Genomic DNA, 23,150 nt, shown 5'->3' with positions numbered 1-23,150 from the left:
CAAATCCGAACACTCATTTGGCCTCCGCCTTCACCCGGTCGGCAGCGGCGGTCAAAAGGGCGCGATCTCCCTCTTCGTACAAGCGGCGGATGGAGATTGCCTTGACGCGCCAACCTTCCGACGTCCGCACCAGCCGGTGTAGATAGCTGCCGCCGACCGTCCAGAACCGGGAACCGATCCAGTGGGTCGCGCGGACATGGCTGCGTGCAACCGCATGCTTATCCGCGCCTTCGACAATGATGTTGGTGATGAGGTGCTGGCTGGCGTCGAAGCCCGGCAGCAGCGCTTGCCATTGGGCGATCAGGGAGTCGCGGCCGCTGGTCGTGACCTCGCCGCCGAAGAGGCTGGTATAGTCGGTCGTGACACGGGCCGCGAAATAGGATTTGACCCGGTTCCATTCACGCAGATCGGCATAGAGGCCGATCCCGGCAACTGCCTCGGCGATCACGATCCTGTCTTCGACCGTCAGCGCATCTCCCGGAGCGCTCGAGGCGGGCGCCGAGACGGCGGAAATCATCGCGGCTGAAACCGCCGAGGCCAAGACATACCGGCGAGTGACGAGGCTCATTGTCCAGCCTCCCCTGCACCGCCCAGCGTCGCGCGGAAGTGCGCGGCGACGGCATCGCTCGCCGTCTTCACCGGCGCGGCACGATCGTAGAAATCGAATTGGGTGACATTGTCGAGCCACCGCTCCCGCTTGGAACTGGTCAGCCGCGCGTAGAACTTGTGCGCCCCCTGTGGAATGGCAGCCGCCTCGCTATGCACCATCAGAAAAGGCTGGTGCAGGCGCGGAGCAGCCTGGATTGCATCGAACCTCAACCAGCCGCGCCAGAAGGCGGGATCGGCCTCGTTGCGCCAGGCCGGGAGCATGCCGCGATCGGGTTCGGTGTAGTAAGGCACCTCGAACATGACCGCGCGCTCGTCTGTCAAGCTAGCAGCGGGTAGGAATGCCTGTTTGCCGGTGCGGCGATATTCCACCTCGGCCGCATCGCTCGTGGCCTCGAGCCTGGCGACACCGTCCCTTCCGCCATAGGTCTGCTCGACCACTTCGGCATCCTGCAACCAGGGCGCAACGAGGGCGACCGACTTGATCGCGGCGTTTTCGGCCGCAGCGGTGACCATGTAGCCGGAGCTGGCGCAAATGCCGAGCCCGCCGATGCGGTCCTGATCGGTCTCGGGCCGGGTCGCGAGATAGGCGACCGCCGCTTCGATGTCGGCGATCTTGGCGTTAGGATCCTCGTACTGGCGGCGCACGCCGCCGCTTTCGCCCCAGCCGCGGAAGTCGAAGGTCAAGGCGATGAAACCACGGTCAGCCATCTCGCGGGCATAGCGGGCCGGCATCTGTTCCTTTACCGTCATCCAGGCGCCGGTCACGACCAGCGCGGGCCGAAGTTTCGCCGCGTCCAGATCCTCCGGCAGATAGAGCTCGCCGACGATCTGCTCACCGTTCGAGGCGAAAGCGACGCGCTCGATGCGCGGTGCGGCGAAGGCATTGGAGGCGGCGAGCGCCACGGCGGTTGCTGCAGCAAGTGTCAGGGTTTTAAGCATCGCAAGTCTCCTTTGGCTTGGAGTGAGAAGCGCGGCGCGTTGCAAGAAAGACCGCCGTCTCAGCGCTCGCCAGCCAGTCGGCCGGGCAATGGCTTCAGCGGGTAATGCGCCCAGTAAAAGGCGTCCGACTGATACATGTCGGTCAAAAAATTCTGTGCCTCGGCGATCTTGCCGCCCTTGATGCGGAACATCAGCGCATAGAGCTGGTCGATCTCGGGACCTGAGCCGACATTCGACCAGCCGCGATGGACATCGACGACGAGGTCGCCCTGCGCCTGGAAGAAGATCGGCTCGGCCTTGAACTTGCCATCGGCCAGGCCGCGGAAAAAGGCGACCACCTCGTCCGGCCCGCGCTTGTCGCCGGCGAGCGGATGATGACCGGGAATGCGCCACACGATGTCGGGCGCGAGGAAGGGCCGCACGGCCTCAGGATTGCCGGTCGCGTAAGCTGCGTAGTAGTCCTTGATGAGCTGGATGTTGCTGTCCTCCAGCGGGCCGCCGTTCGCCGGGGCGGCAGACACCGCCAGAAGAGCGCCGGCGGCGAGTAAAGCGAGCCTGGTCATCGGTCCTGTCTCCTTGCCCGTTCGGGCCATCGCAACAGCGAGGTCCGTTCTTCGGACCCAACATGACGCCTTTTGTTCGCCGGAAAAACCAGTAGAGTTCGACAGGGCTATTTGGAAAATCCTTACAATGCGTCTCGACCAATTCAGCGGCATCGTCGCCTTCGTAAAAGTTGCGGAGGCCAAAAGCTTCACCCACGCCGCCGCCGAGCTCGGCGTCGCTCCGGCCTCGTTGAGCGAGGCCGTCAAGGGGCTCGAGGAGCGCCTGGGGGTGCGGCTGCTCAACCGCACGACCCGCAGCGTCGGCTTGACCGAGGCAGGCGCCCAGTACCTCGACCATGTGCGCCCGGCAGCCGAAGACATCTGGGCGGCTGGTGCGGCGCTGCGCGAGACCCGCGATCGTCCTGCCGGGACGCTGCGCCTCAGCCTGCCCTGGATCGCCGCCCCGCTGCTGATCGAACCATTGATGCGGCCGTTCATGGATGCTTATCCAGAAGTGCGGCTCAATCTGATCTTCGACGACAGCTTCGTCGACATCGCCGCCGAGGGGTTCGATGCCGGCCTGCGCATCGGCGAGCTTCTCGAGAAAGATATGATCGGCGCGCGCCTGGGCGGGCCCCTGCAGATGGTCGTGGTGGGCAGCCCGGACTATCTGGCGCGCAACGGTACGCCGAAGCGGCCGGCCGACCTCGCCGCCCATCGCTGCATCGCATTCGCCCTCACCCGCACCCGCGCGATTTCGCCCTGGGAGTTCACCGTGGATGGACGCGAAGTCGCTTTCACACCGGACGCATGTCTGGTCGCGAACACGCTTCCGCTGTGCATTACTGCTGCCGCGCAAGGGCTTGGCCTCGCCTTCGCGGTCGAGGGGCTCGCCGCGCCGCTTCTTGCCTCAGGCGCGCTGGTCAAGGTGCTGGAGCCTTTCTGTCCCGCTTACGAGCCGCTCCACCTCTATTATCCCAGCCGCCGCCTGGTACCGCCGAAGCTGCGGGCCTTCATCGACTTCGTCCGCGCGAATTCTCACAAGCTGCTGATCTGATGTGGCTTTGCGAGAACCCGGCCCTGTTCAGCCCCAGGCGCCGACCATCTGTCTGGTAGTTGCGTTGAGACGGTTGAACGCATTGATCAGGGCAATCTGGACGACCAGTGCGGCAAGCGCCTTTTCGTCATAGTGCCGGGCGGCTTCATCCCAGACCGCATCCGGCACCGGATCCGGCCGGTCGGCCAACCGGGTTGCCGCCTCGGTCAGCGCCAGCGCGGCGCGCTCGGCGTCGGTGAAGTAAGGTGTTTCCCGCCAGGCCGACACGGTGAAGACGCGCTCGTCCTTTTCACCGGCCTTCTTCAATTCGCGTGCATGCATATCGATACAGACACTGCATCCGTTGATCTGGCTGGCGCGCAAATGGACGAGCTTGCGCGTCACATAGGACAGATCGGCCGTTTCCGTCGACTTGTCCAGCGCGAGCAGCGCCTGCAGGGCGCCAGGAATGAGCATCACCGGGTTTTTCAATCGTGCTTGCATAGTGGTCTCCTTCGGGCGTGTTTTCTCAAGCCCGGACGACGAACATCCGGGGTCTCGATATTTCTTGGTTCTGTCAGTTCGCCGGCTGCCGCGTTGCGGCAAGGCGAGCGCCGGGATCTTCAGCTTTGCGAGGCAGTCACCCGCTCAAGCCGCTCGAGAATGCGCGGCCAACCGCTTCCCATGCCGATGTAGCCGCGCTCGTCTTCGGACCGGAACCCGGAATGCTCCATGCGCACCCGCGTCGCTTTACCTTCGGGCGTCAACGACCATGTCACCACGGTCTTCAGACCGCTGTCGGATTCGGTGCCGTCGCCCCAGCTGTAGGCGAGCAGGCGCGGCGGCTCGATCTTCAGCACCTCGCAGTTCGTCACGCCGGACCAGCCAGGCACCGGCGTCGCGCGAAAGGTAAAGCGATGGCCTTGCTCAGGCGCAAAGTCGTTCTCCATCAGCCATTCGGCAACCAGATGCCGCACCGTCAGTGCGCGCCATATCTTTTCAGCCGCATGCGGGATCAGACGCTCGACGACAATGGATTTGGTTTCGATTGTGGTTGCTTCAGTCATGACTTCGGACCCGTTGTTTGCGGTTTGGCTGGGCTATTCAACAACGCGCTCTCCATGAGAACCAATAACCCATCAGCTATGAGTTACGTATAACGCTTAAGTTATGAATGTGTCAAGCGGCGGAATGGCAGGCGCGCCCGCAAGCACATTGAGCCCACAGTTCCGGCTTTCATCGCACCATGCCCGATGCTACCGCTGGCCAGCTGAAATCATCAACGGAACTCTCATGACCGAGACCGAACGCCCTCGCCTGCCGCTGATCGAGATCTGCGTCGAAGGCATAGACGGCCTGCTGGCCGCGCAAGCCGCCGGTGCCGACCGTGTCGAGCTCTGTGCCAGCCTGGTCGAGGGCGGCATTACGCCGAGCTTCGGCACCGTGCGCACGGCGCTTGAATTAGCGACGATCCCGTTCCACGTCATCGTGCGGCCGCGTGGCGGCGATTTTCTCTATAGCGAGGCCGAATATCGTTCGATGCTCGCCGATGTCCGAGCGCTTGCCGAGCTTGGCGTCGCCGGTGTCGTTATCGGCTGCCTCGCTGCCGACGGCACGATCGATGAGCAGCGCATGAGCGAACTGGCGCAGGCAGCGGGGAGCTTGAACGTCACCTGCCACCGCGCCTTCGACATGACCCGCGACCCGACAGAGGCGCTGGAAGCGCTGATCCGCTGCAAAGTCGGTCGCGTGCTGACCAGCGGCCAGCGCGACACGGCGCTGGAGGGCGCGGACCTGCTCGCCGATCTGGTCAGGCAGGCTGGCGACCGCATCATCATCCTCGGCTGCGGCGGGCTTGACCCGCAGAACATTGCCGAGGTGCGGAGGAAAACCGGGGTGAGCGAAATGCACTTCGCCGCGCTCAAGGACGTGCCGAGCGCCATGCGCTATCGCAACCCGAAAGTCGGTATGGGCGGCACCGACCTCGACCGCGAATACCGCAACACCGTGACCGACGAGGTACTGGTGGCGGCGACCATCGCCGCTGCCCGGGCATGATCCTGGAAGACAGAAGAAAGAAAATGATTGAAACGCGATTGCCGATCGAGCTGGTTTTGCCGCGGGATGAGCCCGCAATCCTCGCGCTCAACAACGAGCACGCTGCGGAATTATCATGGCTCGAACCTGAGCGCCTTTCCTTCCTGCTTGGCGAAGCGTTTTACGCGCGCCGTATCGGTGCACTCGAAGCCTTCATCATGACCTTCGACCAGGACGCAAGCTACGACAGCCCGAATTTCCTGTGGTTTCGCGAGCGCTATCCGCGCTTCGTCTATGTCGATCGCGTCGTGGTCGGCGCCAATGCGCGCGGCCGGAGTCATGCCCGCCGGCTGTACGAGGATCTGTTCGAGCAGGCGTCACGCGCCGGCCAGGCGATCGTCACTTGCGAGGTCAATGCCGAGCCACCCAATCCGGCTTCGGACGCCTTCCACGCGGCACTCGGCTTCATGGAAGTGGGCGACGCGGTAATCCACGGCGGCAAGAAAGCCGTGCGGTATTATCTAAGACGGATCGCCGGCTGAACGGCAGCCGCCTCGCCCTACCAATTGCGGTTCAGCCAGGAGCGGGTCGGCTTTTCGACGATGTAGTAGCTGCACAGAGCGCAAGCGAACGCCGCCGCCAACATCAGCCACGGCGAACTGCCTTGTATGTCGACGAATTGATAAAAGGGTTGCTGCCAAAGATAGAGCGAATACGACCACAGCCCCAGCATCGTCATCGGCCGGGAGGATAGAAACCAGGTCAGATACCAGCTGCTGAAGTCGAGCGAGTTGACGGCGAGGGCCAACAGCGGCACCGCGACCAGATAGTGGATCGGGGTTGGCACGGCAGCCATGAACACTAGAACCGCCACGACAGCGGCCCCCAGGGCGGCATGCGGGCCCTTGAGCAGCGCCGGCAGCCTGTCATCGGCCTTGAGCAGGCATATCACCGCTGACAGCAGGATCGAGGCGATGTGCACGTCGGTGCGCCAATAGGTGGACTCGTAGCCTATTCCGAGCACCCAGTAGGAGATGACGCCGTTTGCCATGGCCAGCACCGACAATGCGCCGAGCAGCACTATGACCCGGGACCGCCCCGAGACGACGACGCTGATCAGCGCCAGGATGATATAGGCATGCTCTTCGACGCAGAGCGACCAGATATGGTCGAGCGCGCCGGCGCGGGTGACGAGAATTCCGGCGTAGTTGTAAGTGAACGTCAGCGCCGTCAGCGCCGCCTTCCACTTGAAGGCGATGAATGTGCCGGACAAGGCAACCATCGCGGCGACGACGAAAACCATCAGTGCCGGGTAGATGCGGGAGAACCGGCGCTTGAAGAATTTCTTCAGCGGATAGTGTTCGACAAACAGGATCTCGGCCATCAGCCGGCCGCTGAGCACGAAGAAGAATTCGACGCCCAAGACGCCGAGATTGATGCCGGGAACGGGGAAGAAATGGCCGATCAGCACCAGCGCGATCGACAGGCCGCGCCAGCCGTCGAGATAGGCAAGCCTGGTTCTTGCCGAGCTGTCGGCAACAGGCCTGGACACGACAAGACGCGTCGCGGAGATATCCGTCATGCCGGTCCCTTCATTGAACCTGCGAAAGGCGGGCTGGAGGCCGCATTCCCTCCAGCTATATTGCAGCGCACCAGAACTTTGTGCAAGTGCGAGATAACGACACGCCCGAAGTACGGGGACGGACAGAAAGGGCCGTCAAGGCCCCTTCCCAAAACCGACGGTCGGTGGTCTCAGGCGTTGGTGGCAGGCGCTGCGAGCAGGGCCAGCTTATTGCCAAATAGTGTATCGCCATCTTGGCCGGCTAAAGCACAATTATAGCGATTTCCGCGGCGCCGCGCGGCGGGCGTGGCTCATCTGAGATTCAATGCCTTGCCCGGTGATCCAAATCGGCCGAATGTGCCAGGACAGATGCATTGAAACAGAGACACTGCATGACAGGCTTCGTCCTTCCCCTGCCCGCAACCCCGTCGGTGGCCGTCGCCGGCTCACTGGAGCGTTTTGCGGTGCGCCGGATCTTCTGCGTCGGCCGCAACTACGCCGCCCATGCCCGCGAGTTCGGCAATGACGAGCGCGACCCGCCCTTCTTCTTCACCAAGCCGGGTGATGCGGTGGTCGATGCAGCAATCGGATCTGGCACGACGATCCCCTACCCACCGCTGACCCAAAACCTGCATCACGAAATCGAGCTTGTCGTCGCGATCGGCAGAGCCGGCTTCCGCATCCCGCGCGAGCGCGCGCTGGACCATGTCTGGGGCCACGGCGTCGGCGTCGACCTGACCCGCCGCGACCTTCAGGACGAAGCGAAGAAGGCGGCACGGCCGTGGGACTGGTCGAAAGCCTTCGACCGTTCAGCGCCCTGCGGCCCGCTGGTCCCGGCGCAAAAATCCGGTCATCCCGAAAAGGGCCGCATCTGGCTCGCCGTGGACGGCGAGATCAGGCAGGACGGCGACCTTGCCGAACTGATCTGGCCGGTTCCCGACATCGTCTCGATTTGCAGCGAGGCGGTAGAGCTTAAACCCGGCGACCTGATCTTCACCGGAACGCCGGCTGGCGTCGGCGCCGTTGGGCCGGGCGAAAAGATCACCGGCGGCGTCGACGGCATCGGCGAAATCGAATTGACGATCGGCCAACCGGACCCATGATCTGATGAGCGACATCGTCCTTCACAACTACTACCGGTCCTCGACGTCTTACCGGGTGCGGATCGCACTGGAGATGAAGGGCCTGACCTACGACTACGTGCCGCATCATTTGCGGCACGGCGAGCATCGGGAGCCCGCCTACCTCGCGGTCAATCCGCAAGGGCTGGTGCCGGCGCTGGTCCTGGGCGACGGCACGCTCCTGACGCAGTCGCTGGCGATCATCGAATTTCTCGACGAGACCACGCCAGAGCCGCCGTTGCTGCCCAAGGATGCACCGGGCCGGGCTCGCGTCAGGATGCTGGCCCAGATGATCGCGTGCGACATCCATCCGGTGAACAATCTGCGCGTGCTGACCTCATTGCGGACGCTGTTCGGCGCCGGCGACCAGGATGTCGCCAACTGGTTCCGGCATTGGGTGAACGAAGGTTTCCAGCCGCTTGAAAAGATTCTGGCTTCGTCCGCCGAGACAAAGACATTCAGCCATGGCGATAAGCCGGGACTGGCCGACATCTGCCTCGTCGCACAGATCACCAGCAATGCCCGTTTCGGCGTTGACATGACGCCCTACCCGACGATCTCGCGCATCAATGCCGCCTGCATGGCGCTGCCGGCGTTCCAGAAGGCCGCGCCGGAAAACCAGATCGATGCCGAGTAAACCGCAAATTGCATGACGTGATGAGGAACTGCCGATGAAAGCCGTCGTCTTCGAAAAATTCGGCGAGGCGCCGACGATCCAGACGGTGCCGGATCCGACGCCTTCGCCGGAAGGCGTCGTCATCAAGGTCGAGGCGACTGGCCTCTGCCGCAGCGACTGGCATGGCTGGATGGGCCACGACGACGGCATCCGCCTGCCGCATGTGCCGGGCCACGAACTGGCCGGCGTCGTGGTCTCCACAGGCAGCCAGGTGACCCGCTGGAAGACCGGCGAGCGCGTCACCGTGCCGTTCGCCGTCGGCTGCGGCCGCTGTTTTGAATGCACCTCGGGCAATCACCAGGTTTGCGAACACCAGTTCCAGCCCGGCTTCACTGCCTGGGGATCGTTCGCCGAATATGTCGCCATCGACCATGCCGACACCAATCTCGTGCGCTTGCCCGACGAGATGGAATTCGCCACCGCCGCCAGCCTCGGCTGCCGCTTCGTCACCTCGTTCCGCGCCATCGTCGACCAGGGCCGAGTGACGCCCGGCGAATGGGTGGCCGTGCATGGCTGCGGCGGCGTCGGCCTGTCGGCGATCATGATCGCCAGCGCCATGGGCGCCAATGTCGTTGCCATCGACCTGACCGACGAGAAGCTGGACTTCGCCAAAACGATCGGCGCGGTGGCGACGATCAACGCGGCAAAGACGCCGAACGTGGTCAAGGCGGTCAAGCAGATCACCAATGGCGGCGCGCATATGTCGATGGACGCGCTCGGCCATCCGACGACGTCGTTCAACTCGATCGCGAACCTGCGCCGGCGCGGCCGCCATGTGCAGGTCGGCCTGATGCTCGGCGAGCATGCCAGGCCGCAGATACCGATGGACAAGGTGATCGCCTTCGAGCTCGAGATCCGCGGCAGCCACGGCATGCAGGCGTTTCGCTACCAGGCGATGATGGAGATGATCCGCACCGGCAAGCTTAAGCCCGAACTGCTGGTCGGCAAGAAGATCAGCCTCGAGGAGGCGCCGGCCGCATTGATGGCGATGGGCGGCTTCGAAGGCATCGGCATCGGCGTGGTGACCCGATTCTAGATCAGCGACCCGAGTCTGGATTAGCGGAGAAAGGCGCAGACCTCCCGCACGCAGGCGCGTAACCAGCGTTGTGCCGGATCGGCATCGAGCCGCGGATGCCAGAGCATCGAGATCGTGACCTCGGCAACATCGACCGGCAACGGAAAGCTGAACATGCCCGTGCGCGCGCCTAGCGTGTGCCGCTCGGGGACGCTGGCGATCAAATCGGAGGCGCGCGCCATGGCGAGCGTGGCCGAGAAGCTGGAAACCATGCACACAACCGTCCGCTGGAGACCCAGCAGTTTCAAGGCCTCGTCGATCGGGCCTTTTTCGCGACCACGCCGCGAAACGCTGATGTGGCGGCCGGCCGCATAGCGTTCCGGCGTCACCGGACCCTCGCTCAGCTCATGGCCCGTTCGCACCGCACCGATGAAGCGGTCGCGAAACAGCGCCTGAATACGCATTTCAGGGCTCGTTTCACCGGCAACCCCGATTTCGAGATCAATCCCTGCGTCGCGCAGCGACATGTCGTTCCTGTCGGATTTCGGCGCAAAACGCAGCCGCACGCCAGGCGCATTCGCTTCGATACGGGCGACGAGACGCGGCGCGAATTCCTCGACGAAGCTTTCATTGGCGCGCAGCGTAAAAACCCTGTCGAGACCTGAGAGGTCGAGGAGCCTGGCGGGAAGCAGGAGCGCTTCGGCTTCCTGGACGACTCGGCCTGCCTGCTGCTGCAATTCCTGCGCGCGCGGTGTCGCAACCAGGCCACGGCCGGCCCGGACCAGCAATGGATCGCCTGTCGCTTGGCGCAGCCGCGCCAGCGTCCGGCTCATCGCCGACGGACTGAGGTGCAGCCGCGCGGCAGCGCGGGCGACGCTGCCCTCGCTCAGCAGCACATCGAGGGCGACAAGCAGATTGAGATCGGGTGACGACATGGAAGGACCATAACACAGCTCAGCCGTGATGTGGCGTTTCATGCACGAATAAGATGCAAATGCTGCGCCTTTCGCCACATCAAGCAGGGGAATAGCTTCCGACAGCTCCGGTTTTGGGGGCTTGCCGGCAGAGGAGTTCACCGTGGCATCGACCGCTGAAAAGAGCTGGGCTGAAAAGGCCGGGGCTGAAAAGATCGGGAATGAAACGGCCCCGGTGAGCGTCCGCTCGGCCCGATGGGCGTTGGCCAGCCTGTCGCTTTCAACGCTGCTGTCGTCGCTCGCCACCAGCATCGCCAGCGTCGGGCTGCCATCGCTGATGCAGGCATTCGGCGCATCGTTCCAGCTCGTGCAATGGGTCGTTCTTGCCTATCTGCTCGCCATCACCACCTTGATCGTCAGCGCCGGGCGACTCGCCGATATATTCGGCCGCCGCCCGCTATTGCTCCGCGGCATTGGCCTGTTCACCTTCGCATCGGTGCTTTGCGGGCTCGCGCCGACGCTCTGGCTGCTGATTGCCGCAAGGGCGGCACAGGGGCTCGGCGCGGCCGTCATGATGGCTCTGACGCTGGCCTTGATCGCCGACACGGTCCCCCGGGAAAAAACCGGCAGCGCCATGGGCCTGCTCGGCGCCATGTCCGCGATCGGCACCACGCTTGGCCCCTCGCTTGGCGGACTGCTGATCGCCGGCCTCGGCTGGCGAGCGATCTTCCTCATCAATCTGCCGTTGGGGGCGCTGGCCTTCGCGCTCGCCTATCGCGTCCTGCCGGCTGGAAAAAAGTCAGCGGAACGAGATCGGCGCGATTTCGACGGCATCGGCACGGCCTTGCTCGCGCTGACGCTAGCCGCCTATGCGCTCGCCATGACCCTTGGGCGCGGCAGTTTTGGTTCTCTCAATGTCGGCTTGCTGGTTGCCGCCGCCGTGGGTGGCCTGCTGTTCGTCATTGCGCAGACAAGGGTCGAGAACCCTTTGATCCAGCCTGCCAGGTTCCGCGATAGCGCCTTGAACGCAAGCCTCGCCATGAACCTGATCGTCGCCACCGTGATGATGGCGACGCTGGTGGTCGCGCCATTCTATCTGTCGCGCGCGCTTGGGCTGGACGCAGCCATGGTCGGGCTGGTTCTGTCGACCGGCCCTCTGGTTACGGCCTTGGCGGCGCTGCTGGCCGGACGCCTGGTCGATCGTTTCGGAGCGCACCGGATGATGATCGTTGGTCTGCTCGATCTCGCTATTGGTAGCTTTGCTCTGTCACAGGCGGAATTTGGCATTGCCGGCTATGTCGTGCCAATCATCATCGTCTGCACCGGCTATAGCTTGTTTCAGACCGCCAACAATTCGGCCGTGATGACGGGCGTCGCATCCGACCAGCGCGGCGTCGTCTCCGGAGTGCTCAACCTGTCGCGCAATCTCGGCCTGATCACCGGTGCGTCGGTGATGGGCGCGGTGTTTGCCTTCGCATCGGCTGGCGGAAACGAAGGCACCGGTCGGCAGGTATTAGCATCTGCGGCAGCCGCACGCGGCATGCAGGTCACTTTCCAGGTCGCGACGGCCCTGGTGGTGGCGGCTTTGATCATTGCGATTATTTCTGGTCGCCGCGGCCAGCGCGCTTAGCTGAGCCGCCAGCGACGAACTCCAGCATCAGTTCAGCAGCCCTGAGCGCATGCGTCTCCAGAAGGAAATGGCCTGCGTCGAAGACGTGGGCCTCCATCCGGGGAAGATCCATAAGCCACGATTGAACCTCTGCAATGTCGAAGAAGGCATCGTGGCGACCCCAAAGAAGCATCGCTCGGGGTTGACGCTTCGCCAGATAATCAGCCACCGCCGCGAACCGGTCGACATATCGGCCGTAGTCGGCAATGAGCGCCTTCTGCAGATCAAGTCGTCCCGGCAGGCACATGACCCGCCAGTCTTCAATCCAACCACCTGGATCGATCTGCGCCGCGATCTCGGCTGGCAGGCTGGCGACGTACTGGTCGCGGGTTCCCTCGAGGGTGAGATGGGCGGTGGCGGCCTGCTCATTCGCCGCATTCGGCTCAGCCCAGAAGTCCAATGTGTCTGCCCATTGCGAACCAAAGCCGGAGCGGTGGGCATTGGCATTCTGGATGACAAGGCCTTCGACGAGTTCCGGGGCGCGCATGGCGAGATGAAGCGCTACCGGGGCTCCGAAATCATGCAAATAGAGAAACCTGCGGCCAACGTTGAGACGCGAGAGCAGCTCTTCAATCGCGCTGGCCAGCATGTCGAACGACGGCTCGGGCGGCAGATCGGATGCGCCGAAGCCCGGCAGGTCCGGCGCCACGACATAGACGCTGCCGGAGAGCGGCGCGATCACGTCGCGAAACGTCCGCGACGAGCTAGGAAAGCCGTGCAGCAGCACGAGCGCGGGTTCGGAAGCATCACCAGCCGTCCGGACGGCCACCTCGCCACCCGAGGACAAGCGTATCTTCTGGATCCCAGGCACCAAAATTGCCCCTTTTTCTCCACGCCGCGCAAGGCCCACTTCGCGCCTTGCGCCACGCTGGCCGATTCGGCGCCTCGGAGACGCCGTTCCGCCAGGTCGGCAGCTCTTGGTCTCAACTGGACGCGATTGTATCGAGTTCAAGACTGCGCCGGGGCACCTATCTCGCATATCTCTTGGCGCCGACGACGCAAAGCACGACGGCGGCGGTGACGGCGATCATGGCGGGACTGACCTGCTCATGCAGCAGCGCTGCCGCCAGCCCAAGGCCGAAGAAAGGCTGCACCAGTTGCAGCTGCCCGACCGCGGCGATGCCGCCTTGCGCCAGGCCGCGATACCAGAACACGAAACCGATCAGCATGCTGAACAGCGACACATACGCCAAACCTATCCACGCGCCCCTGCCGGCACTTTCGAGCGACGGCGGCATGGTGATGAACGTCAGCGCCAGCATGACCGGCAGCGACAGCACCAGCGCCCACGAGATCACCTGCCAGCCGCCGAGCTTGCGCGACAGCGCCGCTCCTTCGGCATAGCCCAATCCGCACACGATGATGGCGGCCAGCATCAAGATGTCGCCGAGCGGCGAGACCGAGAGGCCTTGCGTCACTGCAAAACCGACAACAAGGGCGCTGCCGAGACACGAGAACAGCCAGAACGCCGGTTTCGGGCGATCACCGCCTCGAACCACGCCGAAGATCGCGGTCGCCAACGGCAACAGGCCGACGAAAATGATCGAGTGAGCCGAATTGATGTGCTTGAGCGCCAGCGCCGTCAGCAGGGGAAAGCCGACCACGACGCCAAGCGCGACGATCGCCAGCGAGAACAGATCTTGCCGCTCCGGTCGCTTCTGGCGAAAAACGAGCAGCAGCGCGAGGCCGAGAATGCCCGCCGAAGCCGCACGGGCGACCGTCACGAACACCGGATCGAAATCCATCACCGCCACGCGCGTCGCCGGAAGCGAACCGCTGAAGATCAGCACGCCTATGAACCCGTTGACCCAGCCGCTCGCCGCCCAGCTACTCGCCGCCCCACCACTCACCGCCTTGTCCATCGATGCCCCGCTCGTTTCGCCCTCTATCGGGCCGGGCGTATGGCTCCGCCAGAGACAATGAGGTACAGTTCGACAAAACCGTCATGGTAGGCTGAGCAGTACGGATGGACGAGCAGACGACAACAGATGAGGGCAGCCGGACGCTTGTCGAAACCGTCATGGCGACGATCAGGCACAGGATCGCCGCGCGCAGCCTGACACCGGGAATGCGGCTGCCTTCGATCCGGGCTTTCGCCAAGGCCATGCAGGTTTCCAAATCCACCGTGGTCGAAGCCTATGAGCGTCTTGCGGCGGAAGGCATGATCCGCTCGCGGCCGGGCTCGGGTTTCTATGCCGCCGGATCGCTGGCTCCGCTGTCACTGGCCGAGATCGGCCCCAGGCTTGACCGTGCTGTCGACCCGCTGTGGGTCTCGCGCCAATCGCTGGAAGCTGGCGACAATGTGCTCAAACCCGGTTGCGGCTGGTTGCCGGCCGCATGGATGCCCGAGGCCGGATTGCGCCGCGCACTGCGGACCATGGCCCGCGCCGACGATGCCGCGCTGACCGATTACGGCACGCCGCTCGGCTTGCCGGCGCTGCGCCATCTGCTGGCGCGGCGCATGGCCGAGCACGGTATCGAAGCCTCCCCGGACCAGATCATGCTGACGGAATCGGGCACCCAGGCGATCGACCTGCTGTGTAGGTTTCTGCTCGAACCGGGTGACACCGTGTTGGTCGACGATCCCTGCTATTTCAACTTCCATGCCCTGTTGCGCGCCCATCGGGCCAAGGTGATCAGCGTTCCCTACACACGCTCGGGGCCGGACATCGAGCTGTTCGCGCAAGCGCTGAACGAGCACCGGCCGCGCCTCTACATCACCAATTCCGCGCTCCACAATCCGACCGGCGCGATATTGTCGCCCGTCGCCGCCCATCGGCTGCTGAAGCTCGCCGACCAGTCGGGGCTGACGATTATCGAGGACGATATCTTCGCCGATTTCGAACATACGCCCGCGCCCCGGCTGGCGGCCTTCGACGGTCTCAGCCGGGTCATCCATATCGGAAGCTTCTCCAAGACGCTTTCGGCATCGGTGCGCTGCGGCTTCATCGCCGCTCCTCGCGACTGGATGGAAGGATTGACCGATCTCAAGATCGCCACGTCCTTTGGCAGCGGGCGGCTTGCATCCGAACTGGTGCTGACGCTGCTGAAGGACGGCCTCTATCGCAAGCACGTCGATCTGCTGCGCGCGCGGCTCTCGCGCGCCGTGGAAGAAACCAGCGCCCGCCTGAAGGCCATCGGCATCGTGCCATGGATAGATCAGCCGGCCGGCATGTTTTTGTGGTGCAGGCTGCCGGAGGGGATAGATGCCGCGGATGTCGCCCGTCACGCTTTGTCGGCCAACGTCGTGCTTGCGCCCGGCAATGCGTTCAGCCTGTCTCGGTCGGCCAGCCGTTTCATGCGCTTCAACGTCGCCCAGTCCGGAGACGACCGGATTTTCAGGGCGCTTGAACAGGCGATGTCGCGCTGATTTGCACCGCCGCACGCCTGTCTGAGCCCGTGTCCTCGGAGACTGTTTCGAAATTCGCTCTGGCGAGTCATATGGTGGTGGTTTCGAGAACCGGAGCGCAGCGGACATTTAGGTCCGTGAGCACCGGCCTACGCCGGCCGTAGCCTTAACTGCCACGACCGCTGATCGGTGCTTCGGCCGGCGAAGGCCGGAAGCGCAGAAAACGCGATCAGATGGCTGCCAGAGTAGAGTTTCCAAACGGTCTCTCAGGTGCCGGCCCGCTTGCGGCGTGCGTAAAGCATGACGAGCGTCTCGGCGGTCAGCGCCGGCCTCTGCTCGCCTTCGATCTCGACCGTATTGGAAGCCTTCATCAGATATTGCCCCGGGCCTTTGTCTTCCATCGACAACAGCGTGGTGCGCAGCCTGATTCGCGAGCCGACCCTGACTGGCGCCACGAAACGCACTTTGTCGAAACCGTAGTTGAAAGCGGCCTGCGTGTTTTCGGGTACGATGCCCATCTCAAGCGCCAGCGCGCCGATGATCGACAGGGTCAGATAGCCATGCGCGATCGTGGTGCGAAACGGGCTTTGCCGCTTCGCCCGCTCGGGATCGACATGGATCCATTGATGATCGCCCGTGCATTCGGCAAACTGGTCGATGCGGTGCTGATCGACCAGCGTCCAGTCCGAGACGCCTAATTCCTGCCCGGCCATCGCCCTGAGTTGCTCGAAGGTCGGCGGCGTCGTGGGCCGTATCTGCGTCATTCCTGCTTTCCCGATCGCTTGCCTGTTCCGGACCACGACGGGCCGCCCCTGTCAATTCGCCAGTGCGATTCCAGCCCATAATCTTCGGCCGCGAACCGCCAGTCTTCGCCGCCGGCAAGCGTGCTGCTGGGGAACAGCTTATTTCTTGTCGTGGCCGGCGCGGATCTCCTCCATCGCCTCCTTGATGCGGCTGCGCAGGATTTCGATGGATTCGGTGCCGGACGCCCTCGCCAGTTCGGCCATCTCGCCGGCATTCTTCAGCGCGGTCTCGAAGGATCTCCTGGCGAACGCCGCCTGCTTCTGCATCATTTCCTGGGGATTGCCGGGCGCCCTGTAGTTTTGTGCCATGTCGGTGATTTCGCGCAGCGTGTCCTGTAGCATCTCGCGTTGCCTGGACAACAGCGCCGACGCTCCGGCGGCACTCGCCCTGGCCGACTTCTCCAGCGCTTCCAGGTTCTTGGCGTGGTGGGCGAGGATCGCCTCGACATCGACATTCGGCAGCTTCAGGTCGCGGCCGAACTTGCCGAACATGTCGATAAAGGACTCGGAATCCGGTCGTTTTGCCATGCTGGTACTCTCCCCCTGTTGCCGTGAACGCCGCCACTGCACGGAAGATAGTGCAGCGAAGCTCAGCGGTCCATTCGGACGAGGTCAGCCGACGAGAAACAGCCGTTCGGCGGTGTAGAGCACGAGCCCGGCAAGGCCACCGATGATCATGCCGTTGAAGCGGATATATTGCAGGTCCTTGCCGATGTTCATCTCGATCAGCCTTGTCAGTTGCGCGAGGTCCCAGCGCTTGACCTGGTCGGCGATGAATTTGGACACGCCGCTCTTCTGGCTTTCGACGAAGGATGCCAGCGCCACGATGAACCCCTGGTTCATGTCGGCCCTGATCTGCGCGTCGTCGGCAAGATGGCGGCCGACCTCGACGAACATGGTGGCGAGATGGTCGCGGATCATCGAATTCGGCGCCTTGGCGTCCTGCTCGATGAACAGCCGCAGGCTCTCCCACATGTCGCCGGCCAGAGCGCTGAGTTCCGGCCGGGCGAGGAAATCTCGCTTCAGCTTTTCGGCGCGCCTGGCATATTGTTTGGATGTCCTCAGCCGCTCGACGAAAGTCGCGACGAAAAGGTCGAATTCGGCGCGCATTGGATGGTGCGGATCGGCGCGCACTTCATCGAGCAGCGAGCCGGCCGACGCAACGATCTTCTTCAACAGATAGGCGTCGGCGCGAAACAGGTTGAACAGCGACGGCAGTTCCTCGCGGATCTTCTCGCGCATCGTCGCCAGCGCCTGCTCGTCGCTCAAGAAGCGGCCGACCACCTTGGTGAACTCGTCGAATAGTTTCTGGTGGCGGCGATCGTCAGTCAGCGCCGACAGCAACTCGGCGGCGAGCGGCGCCAGCGGCACCTTTTCGATCTGCTCCAGCATACGGCTGGTGACGAAGCCGCGCAGTCCGGATTGCTCGACCGCCGCCAGCGTCTGCGGCACTAGCCGGCCGACAAAACGCGACAGGTCGGCGGCGCGGTTCGGGTCGGCCAGCCAGTCCGCGACCAGCGCGGAAAAATCGACTTCGGCGAGCTTTTCGCGCACCGGCTCCGGCGCCAGGAAATTGACCTCGATGAAGCGGCCGAGATTGTCGGCGATTCGGTTCTGGTTCTCCGGGATGATAGCCGTATGCGGGATCGGCAGGCCGAGTGGCCGCCGAAACAGCGCTACCACCGCATACCAGTCGGCCAGCCCGCCGATCGTCGCCGCCTCGGCGAAAGCGGCAACAAAGCCCAACCACGCATGCCGGCTCTCGAACGATTTCGCCGCCGCAAAGATCAGCACGCAAAACGCAAGTGCTGCGGTGGCAGCGAACTTGGTGCGCCTGAGCGCCGAAAGCTTGGCATCGGCGTCGGTGTCGAACCGGGCGAACGCGACGGATGCAAGAACCGGGGCTGGTCGTGACATGGTGGGCCGCTCCTGATCGATCATGCGAACTTATCTAATGTCGCTTCCCACAGAAAGCGCGCCGCTGATCCCGGTGCGCGCAATCGCGCATGCAAACTTGACGCCTGAATTCATCTATTATGCAGCGCCAGTCTGGAATTGTTCCAAACTATAGGCCATATTGACCCCAACCACTGCTATGTGAGGACACAATGCGGCTTACCCGTCAGACCAACTACGCCATGCGCATTCTGATGTATTGCGCCGCCAATACCGAACGGCTGAGCCGCATCCCCGAGATCGCCGCCGCCTATTCGGTATCGGAACTTTTCCTGTTCAAGATCCTGCAGCCACTGGTCGAAAACGGCTTGATCGAAACGGTGCGCGGCAGGAATGGCGGCGTCAGGCTCGGTCGCGCGGCCGAAACGATCAGCCTGTTCGATGTCGTGCGGGTGACGGAGGAAAGCTTTGCCATGGCCGAGTGCTTCGAGAACGACGCCGCCGAATGCCCGCTGGTCGACAGCTGCGCCTTGAATTCGGCATTGCGCGAAGCGCTCAACGCCTTCTTCGCCGTGCTGTCGCGCTACACGATCGCCGATCTGGTGGCGGCGCGCCCGAATGTGCGACACCTGCTCGGCATCGACATGCTGGTGCAACGGGCGCCGGCCGCCTGATTTTTCTGATTGCCTAAGCTGCCGATTGCGGCAAAACGAACGGCATGTTTCCTGCCGGCAACACGCCGACCTTCAGCCGGCAATCGAAGACCTTTTCGATCAGCTCGTCGCTGAGTACCTGTTGCGGCGAACCTGTAGCGGCGAGCCTGCCGCGATGCATGACGAAAATCCGGTCGGCATACATCGCCGTCAAATTGAGGTCGTGCAGGATGGCGACCACGCCGCCGCCCCGTCTGGCGAAATCACGCGCGATGTCCATGATGATCAGCTGGTGTTTGATGTCGAGGCTGGACACCGGCTCATCGAGGAACAAATAGCGCGGCTTGCCGTCGAGCACCGGCGCCCAGACCTGGCAGAGTACGCGGGCAAGCTGCACGCGCTGCTGCTCGCCGCCGGACAATTCCTGGTAGAAGCGGCCGGCAAAACCGTCGAGGTCGACGCGCGCCAGCGCGCGTTCGGGCAGGCGCTGGTCCTCGCCGGGCAGCGCGCCGGAGCGCCCGCCGACCAGGCCCAGCCTGACGATCTCACGCACAGTGAACGGGAAGGACAGCGTCGTCGCCTGCGGCAGCACCGCGCGCACCGTCGCCGCCTCGACCGGATTCATCGCCGATAGATTGCGGCCGTTGATGGTGACCTCTCCCGAATAGCCAAGATCGCCGGACAGTGCTCTGAGGAAGGTCGTCTTGCCCGAACCGTTGGGGCCGACAATGGCCGCGATTTCGCCCGGCCGCGCCTCGAAATCGACATTGGCGACAATGCGCTTGCCGCCGATCGCCACCGAGACATCGCGCGCTTCGATCATAAAACCCTCTTAGAGACTGTTTCGAAATTTGCTCTGGCGAGTCATATGGTGGTGGTTTCGAGAACCGGAGCGGAGCGGACATTTGGGTCCGTGAGCACCGGAAGCGCAGAAAACGCCATCAGATGGCCGCCAGAGTAGAGTTTCCAAACGGTCTCTCACAGGTCGATGACGCCGCGCTTACGCAGCAGTATCCACAGGAAGAACGGGGCACCGGCGACCGCGGTGACGATCCCAATCGGCAATTCGGCCGGGGCAACGATGTTGCGGGCAACGGCGTCGGCCAACAGCAGCAGCGCGGCGCCGAGCAGCGCCGATGCCGGCAGCAGGTAACGGTTGTCGGGGCCGATCAGCAGGCGCAGCAAATGCGGCACGACGATGCCGACAAAACCGATGCCGCCGCTGACGGCGACCGACGCGCCGACCGCTGCCGAGACGCCGACGATCGCGGTGTATTTCAGCCGCTGCACCGGAATGCCGAGATGGCCGGCCGTCGCCTCGCCAAGCGCCAGCGCGTTGAGGCCGCGCGCCAGGAACGGCATTGCCGCCAGCGCCAGCACGATGATCGGCCCGACGGAGCCGATCTTCTGCCAGGTTGCGCCGCCCAGCGAGCCGAGCTGCCAAAAGGTCAGGTCGCGCAATTGCCGGTCGTCGGCCATGAAGATCAGGATGCCGGTCAGCGCCATGGCAAGCGCCGCCAGCGCGATGCCGGCGAGCAGCATGGTGGCGACCGAGGTCCGGCCTTGCCGTGTCGCGACCTGATAGAGCAGCAATGTCGTCGCCAGCCCGCCGCAGAACGCAGCCAGCGGCAGAGCCAGCGTGCCGAGCGCCGAGGTCAGCGGCGCCAGCATGGTCGAGCCAAGCACGATGACGGCGACCGCACCGAGGCTCGATCCGGCCGAAACGCCGATCAGGCCGGGGTCGGCCAGCGGATTGCGGAACAAACCCTGCATGACGGCACCGGAGACGGCAAGCGATGCGCCGACCAGTACGCCCAGAATGACGCGCGGCAGACGGATGTCATGGATGATCACATGGTCGCGGGCGCTCAATGCCGCGTCGCCGGGCAACGCGCCGAACAGCCAGTCGTGCATGACGCCGATGGCCGAGGCATCGGATGCGCCGGAGGTCAGTGACAACAGCACGGCGATAGCCAGCCCGACGCAGAGCAGCACGATGACGAGGCGGGCGCGCCGCGAACGGTCACCCTCGGCTGCCGTCGCCATGATGCCCGCCGCATCAGCGATCGAATGATCGGCCATCGCGCTCAATCCGTGACCTGGCCGCCATAGAGCGAGACGGCGAGATCGTGGATAGCGTCGGCCGTGCGCGGGCCGAAGCCGAGCAGATAGCCGCCGTCCATGCGGATCAGCTTGCGGGCGGCACCCGCCGGCGTCGAAGCCACGACAGGGTTCGAAAACAATTCGTCATCCGCGGTGGCCGGTCCGGCATTGTTCATCATCAGGATCACGTCCGGCCTAGCGGTGATGACTGCCTCGTCCGACAATTGCTTGTAGCCGGCAAAGCGGTCGATGGCGTTGATGCCGCCCGCAAGCTTGATGATGCCGTCGGCTGCGGTGTCGCTGCCGGCGGCAAGCAGCTTGCCGCCCTGCATCGACAGCACGAACAGGATGCGCTTGCGCTCCTTGATCGAGGCGGTCTGCTTTTCGGCTGCCTTCAGCTTGGCGTCGATCTGGGCTGCCAGGGCATCGGCCTTGGCCTCGACGCCGAGCGCCTTGCCGACGATGTGGATCTTTTCCAGAATGCCTTGATTATCATAGCGCTCGGGCACCTCGATGAACGGGATGCTCGATTTCTTCAGCACGTCGACGGCTTCCTTCGGTCCGCTTCCGTGCAGGGCCAATATACCCGACGGATTGACCGACAGCACACCCTCCGGCGACAGCTGGCGCATGTAGCCGACATCCGGCAGTTCCGCCGCCGCTTGCGGATAGCGGCTGGTCGAATCGCGCGCGACAAGGCGATCCTGTTCGCCGAGCGCGTAGACGATCTCGGTGATCGAGCCGCCGATGGCCACGATCCTCGAGCGGTCGGCAAAAGTCGCGATGCCTTCGGCGGCCTGAGCCGGCATCAGCACGGCGAACGCCAGGAAAACAGCGGCCGCAGGACCAAGCGCCGACCTGGAGACCAGCCTGGAGAAAAGAGCCATCATCGTTTCCTCAGGCTGCGGTCGGGCTTGGGATACGCGGCAGGTTTTCGGCCAGAAAGCGCCAGTCTTCGCGCTCGCTTTCGCCCTCATGCCGCTTACCGAAGAACTGGATGATCATCTTGCCGTCGGTGCCATAGACTTCGAGCGACGTGACATGGCCGTCCTTGGTCGGCTTACGCACGGCCCAGACCTCATCGATGTGGTCGGTCCGCAGGTGCAGATGGAAGGTCTCGTCGAGCACATTGAGCCATGGTCCCATCGGCTTGATCGAGGCGACGGGGCCGGAATGGATCTGGATGCAGCCGCGATTGCCGACAAAGCACATGATCGGCATGGCGCCAGCGGCGGCGTGGTTGAACATGGCGCTCACCGCATCGTTATCGACCAGCCAGGCATAATCCTGGCCGACCAAGCGCACCGCCTGCCGGCGGCTGAGCTTCAGTGTCTTCAGCATGCCGAAGAACTGATGCACGTCGGTTAGTTGGCTCCAGCGGTCGCGCAGATCCTCGACGCTGGCCGAATTGTCCGCAGTCTCGATCTCGTCGTCAGCCGCGCCCGCTGAAATCGCCACCGTCGGTTCCTGGTTCGGAGATTCCAGCCCGGCCACCAGCTTCTGATAGGCGTAGAGGTTGGATGCGGGCCTGAGATGCACCTTGTGCATCGCCTCGCCTGCGGCGTCGAAGAACTGCAGGCTGCGTCGGATGTCGGCGCCGTCGCGCTTTTCCACCGCAAAGCCGTGCGCCCAGACTTTCGGGAAGATGCGCAGGTCGATGTCTTCGCCGAGCACCATGGCATTGTGATTGCCGGTGACGACCTTGTCGTAGACGCCGATCTTCTCGTGCACCGCGCTTTCGTTGCGGGTCAGCGCCATCACCTCACCGACAGCTTCGAGACCAGTCAAAACGTCGTTGACACGCGGCTCGACCCGCACGACCCCGTCGCCGCAATGCGCGGCGACCAGTTCGGCCTCCGAAATACCGAGTTGGGCGGCGAGGTCGCGCTCGCGCATCTTCGGATTGTCTACCCGTGCCCGTCGGATCTCGTGCGGGGCGGGTTTTACGCGCTGGTCCATTTCCACCACCTACTTGTTGAGGATGAGCTTGCCCTGCCGGGTGATCTTCAGCCGATACAGCGCACCGTGATGTTCGATGCCGATCTCGTGCTCGCCCTGGAACAGCGTGTTGCTGGACAGCGTTCTCACGGCCGATTGGACCCGTTCGAAACGGACGGAATTTTCGTCGGAACGGCGGACGCGATAGCGAAAGTCGCTGGGATTGTGCGTGTTCATGGGTTCGCTCCCTGTTCTGTGCCGGGCATCTGGCTCGGCGCCGGCGTGAAAT

The 23,150-nt window shown here is 63.7% G+C and carries 26 protein-coding genes; 9 read left to right on the top strand and 17 right to left on the bottom strand.

The genetic code is table 11. From position 1 onward, the window contains the following. Window positions 1-13: 13 nt before the first annotated feature. Genes NKH91_RS11355 through NKH91_RS11345 form a run of 3 tightly spaced genes read right to left on the bottom strand, consistent with a single transcriptional unit; the run spans window position 14 to window position 2,111 of the window. A complete protein-coding gene (locus tag NKH91_RS11355) occupies window positions 14-568 on the bottom strand; it encodes a nuclear transport factor 2 family protein (protein WP_352844271.1) in 555 nt (184 codons plus the stop codon). After that, window positions 565-1,548 (bottom strand): alpha/beta hydrolase, encoded by a 984-nt coding sequence (locus NKH91_RS11350; RefSeq protein WP_352844273.1) that lies wholly within the window; start codon window positions 1,546-1,548, stop codon window positions 565-567. The genes NKH91_RS11355 and NKH91_RS11350 overlap by 4 nt, the downstream gene beginning before the upstream one ends. Window positions 1,549-1,607: 59 nt before the next feature. Continuing rightward, window positions 1,608-2,111, bottom strand: a complete 504-nt coding sequence (locus NKH91_RS11345; protein ID WP_352844275.1) for a nuclear transport factor 2 family protein — start codon at window positions 2,109-2,111, stop codon at window positions 1,608-1,610. Between the two features lie 127 nt (window positions 2,112-2,238). Here NKH91_RS11345 and NKH91_RS11340 point away from each other — a divergent pair, with 127 nt between their 5' ends. Next, complete coding sequence (locus NKH91_RS11340) at window positions 2,239-3,147, top strand: LysR family transcriptional regulator (protein WP_352885429.1); 909 nt, start codon at window positions 2,239-2,241, stop codon at window positions 3,145-3,147. 27 nt (window positions 3,148-3,174) lie between these two features. On the opposite strand, the gene NKH91_RS11335 is transcribed toward NKH91_RS11340, so the two are convergent. Then, window positions 3,175-3,630 carry a carboxymuconolactone decarboxylase family protein gene (locus tag NKH91_RS11335; protein ID WP_023720025.1) on the bottom strand — a complete coding sequence of 152 codons (456 nt, stop codon included), beginning with the start codon at window positions 3,628-3,630 and terminating at the stop codon, window positions 3,175-3,177. 119 nt (window positions 3,631-3,749) lie between these two features. Further along, window positions 3,750-4,193, bottom strand: coding sequence for an SRPBCC family protein (locus NKH91_RS11330; RefSeq protein WP_352844279.1), 444 nt, complete (start codon window positions 4,191-4,193; stop codon window positions 3,750-3,752). Window positions 4,194-4,419: 226 nt separating this feature from the next. Between NKH91_RS11330 and NKH91_RS11325 the strand changes: the two genes are divergently transcribed. Next, entirely contained in the window at window positions 4,420-5,184 is a 765-nt protein-coding gene (locus tag NKH91_RS11325) for a copper homeostasis protein CutC (protein WP_352844281.1), read from the top strand. A gap of 23 nt (window positions 5,185-5,207) precedes the next feature. Beyond that, the gene (locus NKH91_RS11320) at window positions 5,208-5,705 is read left to right on the top strand and encodes a GNAT family N-acetyltransferase (protein WP_352844283.1); all 498 of its coding nucleotides are present in this window, start codon (window positions 5,208-5,210) and stop codon (window positions 5,703-5,705) included. Between the two features lie 17 nt (window positions 5,706-5,722). On the opposite strand, the gene NKH91_RS11315 is transcribed toward NKH91_RS11320, so the two are convergent. Further along, the gene (locus NKH91_RS11315; protein WP_352844285.1) at window positions 5,723-6,745 is read right to left on the bottom strand and encodes an acyltransferase family protein; all 1,023 of its coding nucleotides are present in this window, start codon (window positions 6,743-6,745) and stop codon (window positions 5,723-5,725) included. Between the two features lie 371 nt (window positions 6,746-7,116). Here NKH91_RS11315 and NKH91_RS11310 point away from each other — a divergent pair, with 371 nt between their 5' ends. Genes NKH91_RS11310 through NKH91_RS11300 form a run of 3 tightly spaced genes read left to right on the top strand, consistent with a single transcriptional unit; the run spans window position 7,117 to window position 9,557 of the window. Further along, window positions 7,117-7,827 carry a fumarylacetoacetate hydrolase family protein gene (locus NKH91_RS11310; protein ID WP_352885430.1) on the top strand — a complete coding sequence of 237 codons (711 nt, stop codon included), beginning with the start codon at window positions 7,117-7,119 and terminating at the stop codon, window positions 7,825-7,827. Between the two features lie 4 nt (window positions 7,828-7,831). Beyond that, window positions 7,832-8,482, top strand: a complete 651-nt coding sequence (gene maiA / locus NKH91_RS11305; RefSeq protein WP_352844289.1) for a maleylacetoacetate isomerase — start codon at window positions 7,832-7,834, stop codon at window positions 8,480-8,482. Between the two features lie 34 nt (window positions 8,483-8,516). After that, on the top strand, window positions 8,517-9,557 hold the full coding sequence (locus tag NKH91_RS11300) for a zinc-dependent alcohol dehydrogenase family protein (RefSeq protein WP_352844291.1): 1,041 nt from the start codon (window positions 8,517-8,519) through the stop codon (window positions 9,555-9,557). 20 nt (window positions 9,558-9,577) lie between these two features. Here the strand turns inward: NKH91_RS11300 and NKH91_RS11295 are convergent, their stop codons facing one another. Next, entirely contained in the window at window positions 9,578-10,471 is an 894-nt protein-coding gene (locus tag NKH91_RS11295) for a LysR family transcriptional regulator (RefSeq protein WP_352844293.1), read from the bottom strand. A gap of 193 nt (window positions 10,472-10,664) precedes the next feature. On the opposite strand from NKH91_RS11295, the gene NKH91_RS11290 reads away from it, so the two are divergent. Then, a complete protein-coding gene (locus tag NKH91_RS11290; protein WP_352844832.1) occupies window positions 10,665-12,080 on the top strand; it encodes an MFS transporter in 1,416 nt (471 codons plus the stop codon). On the opposite strand, the gene NKH91_RS11285 is transcribed toward NKH91_RS11290, so the two are convergent. Together NKH91_RS11285 and NKH91_RS11280 are read right to left on the bottom strand one after the other, a co-directional pair. Then, entirely contained in the window at window positions 12,049-12,906 is an 858-nt protein-coding gene (locus tag NKH91_RS11285; protein ID WP_352844295.1) for an alpha/beta fold hydrolase, read from the bottom strand. The two genes, NKH91_RS11290 and NKH91_RS11285, sit on opposite strands and share 32 nt — an antisense overlap. Window positions 12,907-13,087: 181 nt before the next feature. Next, window positions 13,088-13,981, bottom strand: coding sequence for a DMT family transporter (locus NKH91_RS11280; RefSeq protein WP_352844297.1), 894 nt, complete (start codon window positions 13,979-13,981; stop codon window positions 13,088-13,090). Window positions 13,982-14,085: 104 nt separating this feature from the next. Here NKH91_RS11280 and NKH91_RS11275 point away from each other — a divergent pair, with 104 nt between their 5' ends. Then, window positions 14,086-15,489, top strand: coding sequence for an aminotransferase-like domain-containing protein (locus NKH91_RS11275; RefSeq protein ID WP_352484216.1), 1,404 nt, complete (start codon window positions 14,086-14,088; stop codon window positions 15,487-15,489). A 245-nt stretch (window positions 15,490-15,734) separates the two neighbouring features. On the opposite strand, the gene NKH91_RS11270 is transcribed toward NKH91_RS11275, so the two are convergent. From NKH91_RS11270 to NKH91_RS11260, 3 genes are all read right to left on the bottom strand, one after another. Then, a complete protein-coding gene (locus NKH91_RS11270; protein ID WP_023720013.1) occupies window positions 15,735-16,232 on the bottom strand; it encodes a MaoC family dehydratase in 498 nt (165 codons plus the stop codon). A 138-nt stretch (window positions 16,233-16,370) separates the two neighbouring features. Next, window positions 16,371-16,799, bottom strand: coding sequence for a phasin family protein (locus NKH91_RS11265; RefSeq protein ID WP_023720012.1), 429 nt, complete (start codon window positions 16,797-16,799; stop codon window positions 16,371-16,373). Between the two features lie 84 nt (window positions 16,800-16,883). Then, window positions 16,884-18,188, bottom strand: coding sequence for a DUF445 domain-containing protein (locus tag NKH91_RS11260; RefSeq protein ID WP_023720011.1), 1,305 nt, complete (start codon window positions 18,186-18,188; stop codon window positions 16,884-16,886). 191 nt (window positions 18,189-18,379) lie between these two features. Here NKH91_RS11260 and rirA point away from each other — a divergent pair, with 191 nt between their 5' ends. Next, window positions 18,380-18,841, top strand: a complete 462-nt coding sequence (gene rirA, locus NKH91_RS11255; protein WP_023720010.1) for an iron-responsive transcriptional regulator RirA — start codon at window positions 18,380-18,382, stop codon at window positions 18,839-18,841. A 13-nt stretch (window positions 18,842-18,854) separates the two neighbouring features. On the opposite strand, the gene NKH91_RS11250 is transcribed toward rirA, so the two are convergent. From NKH91_RS11250 to hemP, 5 genes are all read right to left on the bottom strand, one after another. Then, on the bottom strand, window positions 18,855-19,643 hold the full coding sequence (locus NKH91_RS11250) for a heme ABC transporter ATP-binding protein (protein WP_352844299.1): 789 nt from the start codon (window positions 19,641-19,643) through the stop codon (window positions 18,855-18,857). A 155-nt stretch (window positions 19,644-19,798) separates the two neighbouring features. Beyond that, on the bottom strand, window positions 19,799-20,902 hold the full coding sequence (locus tag NKH91_RS11245; protein WP_352844301.1) for a FecCD family ABC transporter permease: 1,104 nt from the start codon (window positions 20,900-20,902) through the stop codon (window positions 19,799-19,801). 5 nt (window positions 20,903-20,907) lie between these two features. After that, a complete protein-coding gene (locus NKH91_RS11240) occupies window positions 20,908-21,810 on the bottom strand; it encodes a heme/hemin ABC transporter substrate-binding protein (RefSeq protein ID WP_352885431.1) in 903 nt (300 codons plus the stop codon). Window positions 21,811-21,820: 10 nt separating this feature from the next. Then, window positions 21,821-22,882 (bottom strand): hemin-degrading factor, encoded by a 1,062-nt coding sequence (locus NKH91_RS11235; protein ID WP_352844303.1) that lies wholly within the window; start codon window positions 22,880-22,882, stop codon window positions 21,821-21,823. A 9-nt stretch (window positions 22,883-22,891) separates the two neighbouring features. Then, on the bottom strand, window positions 22,892-23,098 hold the full coding sequence (gene hemP / locus NKH91_RS11230) for a hemin uptake protein HemP (RefSeq protein ID WP_023720005.1): 207 nt from the start codon (window positions 23,096-23,098) through the stop codon (window positions 22,892-22,894). Between the last annotated feature and the right edge of the window lie 52 nt (window positions 23,099-23,150).

It is taken from the genome of Mesorhizobium sp. M0894, from assembly GCF_040319725.1.
Lineage (GTDB): Bacteria > Pseudomonadota > Alphaproteobacteria > Rhizobiales > Rhizobiaceae > Mesorhizobium.
Note: the sequence above shows the minus strand (reverse complement) of the source record. Positions and strands in the feature narration are given on the sequence as shown.

Coding starts and splice junctions, on each gene's coding strand:
- NKH91_RS11355 (WP_352844271.1), bottom strand. CDS start 568: ATGAGCCTCGTCACTCGCCGGTATGTCTTGGCCTCGGCGGTTTCAGCC.
- NKH91_RS11350 (WP_352844273.1), bottom strand. CDS start 1,548: ATGCTTAAAACCCTGACACTTGCTGCAGCAACCGCCGTGGCGCTCGCC.
- NKH91_RS11345 (WP_352844275.1), bottom strand. CDS start 2,111: ATGACCAGGCTCGCTTTACTCGCCGCCGGCGCTCTTCTGGCGGTGTCT.
- NKH91_RS11340 (WP_352885429.1), top strand. CDS start 2,239: ATGCGTCTCGACCAATTCAGCGGCATCGTCGCCTTCGTAAAAGTTGCG.
- NKH91_RS11335 (WP_023720025.1), bottom strand. CDS start 3,630: ATGCAAGCACGATTGAAAAACCCGGTGATGCTCATTCCTGGCGCCCTG.
- NKH91_RS11330 (WP_352844279.1), bottom strand. CDS start 4,193: ATGACTGAAGCAACCACAATCGAAACCAAATCCATTGTCGTCGAGCGT.
- NKH91_RS11325 (WP_352844281.1), top strand. CDS start 4,420: ATGACCGAGACCGAACGCCCTCGCCTGCCGCTGATCGAGATCTGCGTC.
- NKH91_RS11320 (WP_352844283.1), top strand. CDS start 5,208: ATGATTGAAACGCGATTGCCGATCGAGCTGGTTTTGCCGCGGGATGAG.
- NKH91_RS11315 (WP_352844285.1), bottom strand. CDS start 6,745: ATGACGGATATCTCCGCGACGCGTCTTGTCGTGTCCAGGCCTGTTGCC.
- NKH91_RS11310 (WP_352885430.1), top strand. CDS start 7,117: ATGACAGGCTTCGTCCTTCCCCTGCCCGCAACCCCGTCGGTGGCCGTC.
- maiA (WP_352844289.1), top strand. CDS start 7,832: ATGAGCGACATCGTCCTTCACAACTACTACCGGTCCTCGACGTCTTAC.
- NKH91_RS11300 (WP_352844291.1), top strand. CDS start 8,517: ATGAAAGCCGTCGTCTTCGAAAAATTCGGCGAGGCGCCGACGATCCAG.
- NKH91_RS11295 (WP_352844293.1), bottom strand. CDS start 10,471: ATGTCGTCACCCGATCTCAATCTGCTTGTCGCCCTCGATGTGCTGCTG.
- NKH91_RS11280 (WP_352844297.1), bottom strand. CDS start 13,981: ATGGACAAGGCGGTGAGTGGTGGGGCGGCGAGTAGCTGGGCGGCGAGC.
- NKH91_RS11275 (WP_352484216.1), top strand. CDS start 14,086: ATGGACGAGCAGACGACAACAGATGAGGGCAGCCGGACGCTTGTCGAA.
- NKH91_RS11270 (WP_023720013.1), bottom strand. CDS start 16,232: ATGACGCAGATACGGCCCACGACGCCGCCGACCTTCGAGCAACTCAGG.
- NKH91_RS11265 (WP_023720012.1), bottom strand. CDS start 16,799: ATGGCAAAACGACCGGATTCCGAGTCCTTTATCGACATGTTCGGCAAG.
- NKH91_RS11260 (WP_023720011.1), bottom strand. CDS start 18,188: ATGTCACGACCAGCCCCGGTTCTTGCATCCGTCGCGTTCGCCCGGTTC.
- rirA (WP_023720010.1), top strand. CDS start 18,380: ATGCGGCTTACCCGTCAGACCAACTACGCCATGCGCATTCTGATGTAT.
- NKH91_RS11250 (WP_352844299.1), bottom strand. CDS start 19,643: ATGATCGAAGCGCGCGATGTCTCGGTGGCGATCGGCGGCAAGCGCATT.
- NKH91_RS11245 (WP_352844301.1), bottom strand. CDS start 20,902: ATGGCCGATCATTCGATCGCTGATGCGGCGGGCATCATGGCGACGGCA.
- NKH91_RS11240 (WP_352885431.1), bottom strand. CDS start 21,810: ATGGCTCTTTTCTCCAGGCTGGTCTCCAGGTCGGCGCTTGGTCCTGCG.
- NKH91_RS11235 (WP_352844303.1), bottom strand. CDS start 22,882: ATGGACCAGCGCGTAAAACCCGCCCCGCACGAGATCCGACGGGCACGG.
- hemP (WP_023720005.1), bottom strand. CDS start 23,098: ATGAACACGCACAATCCCAGCGACTTTCGCTATCGCGTCCGCCGTTCC.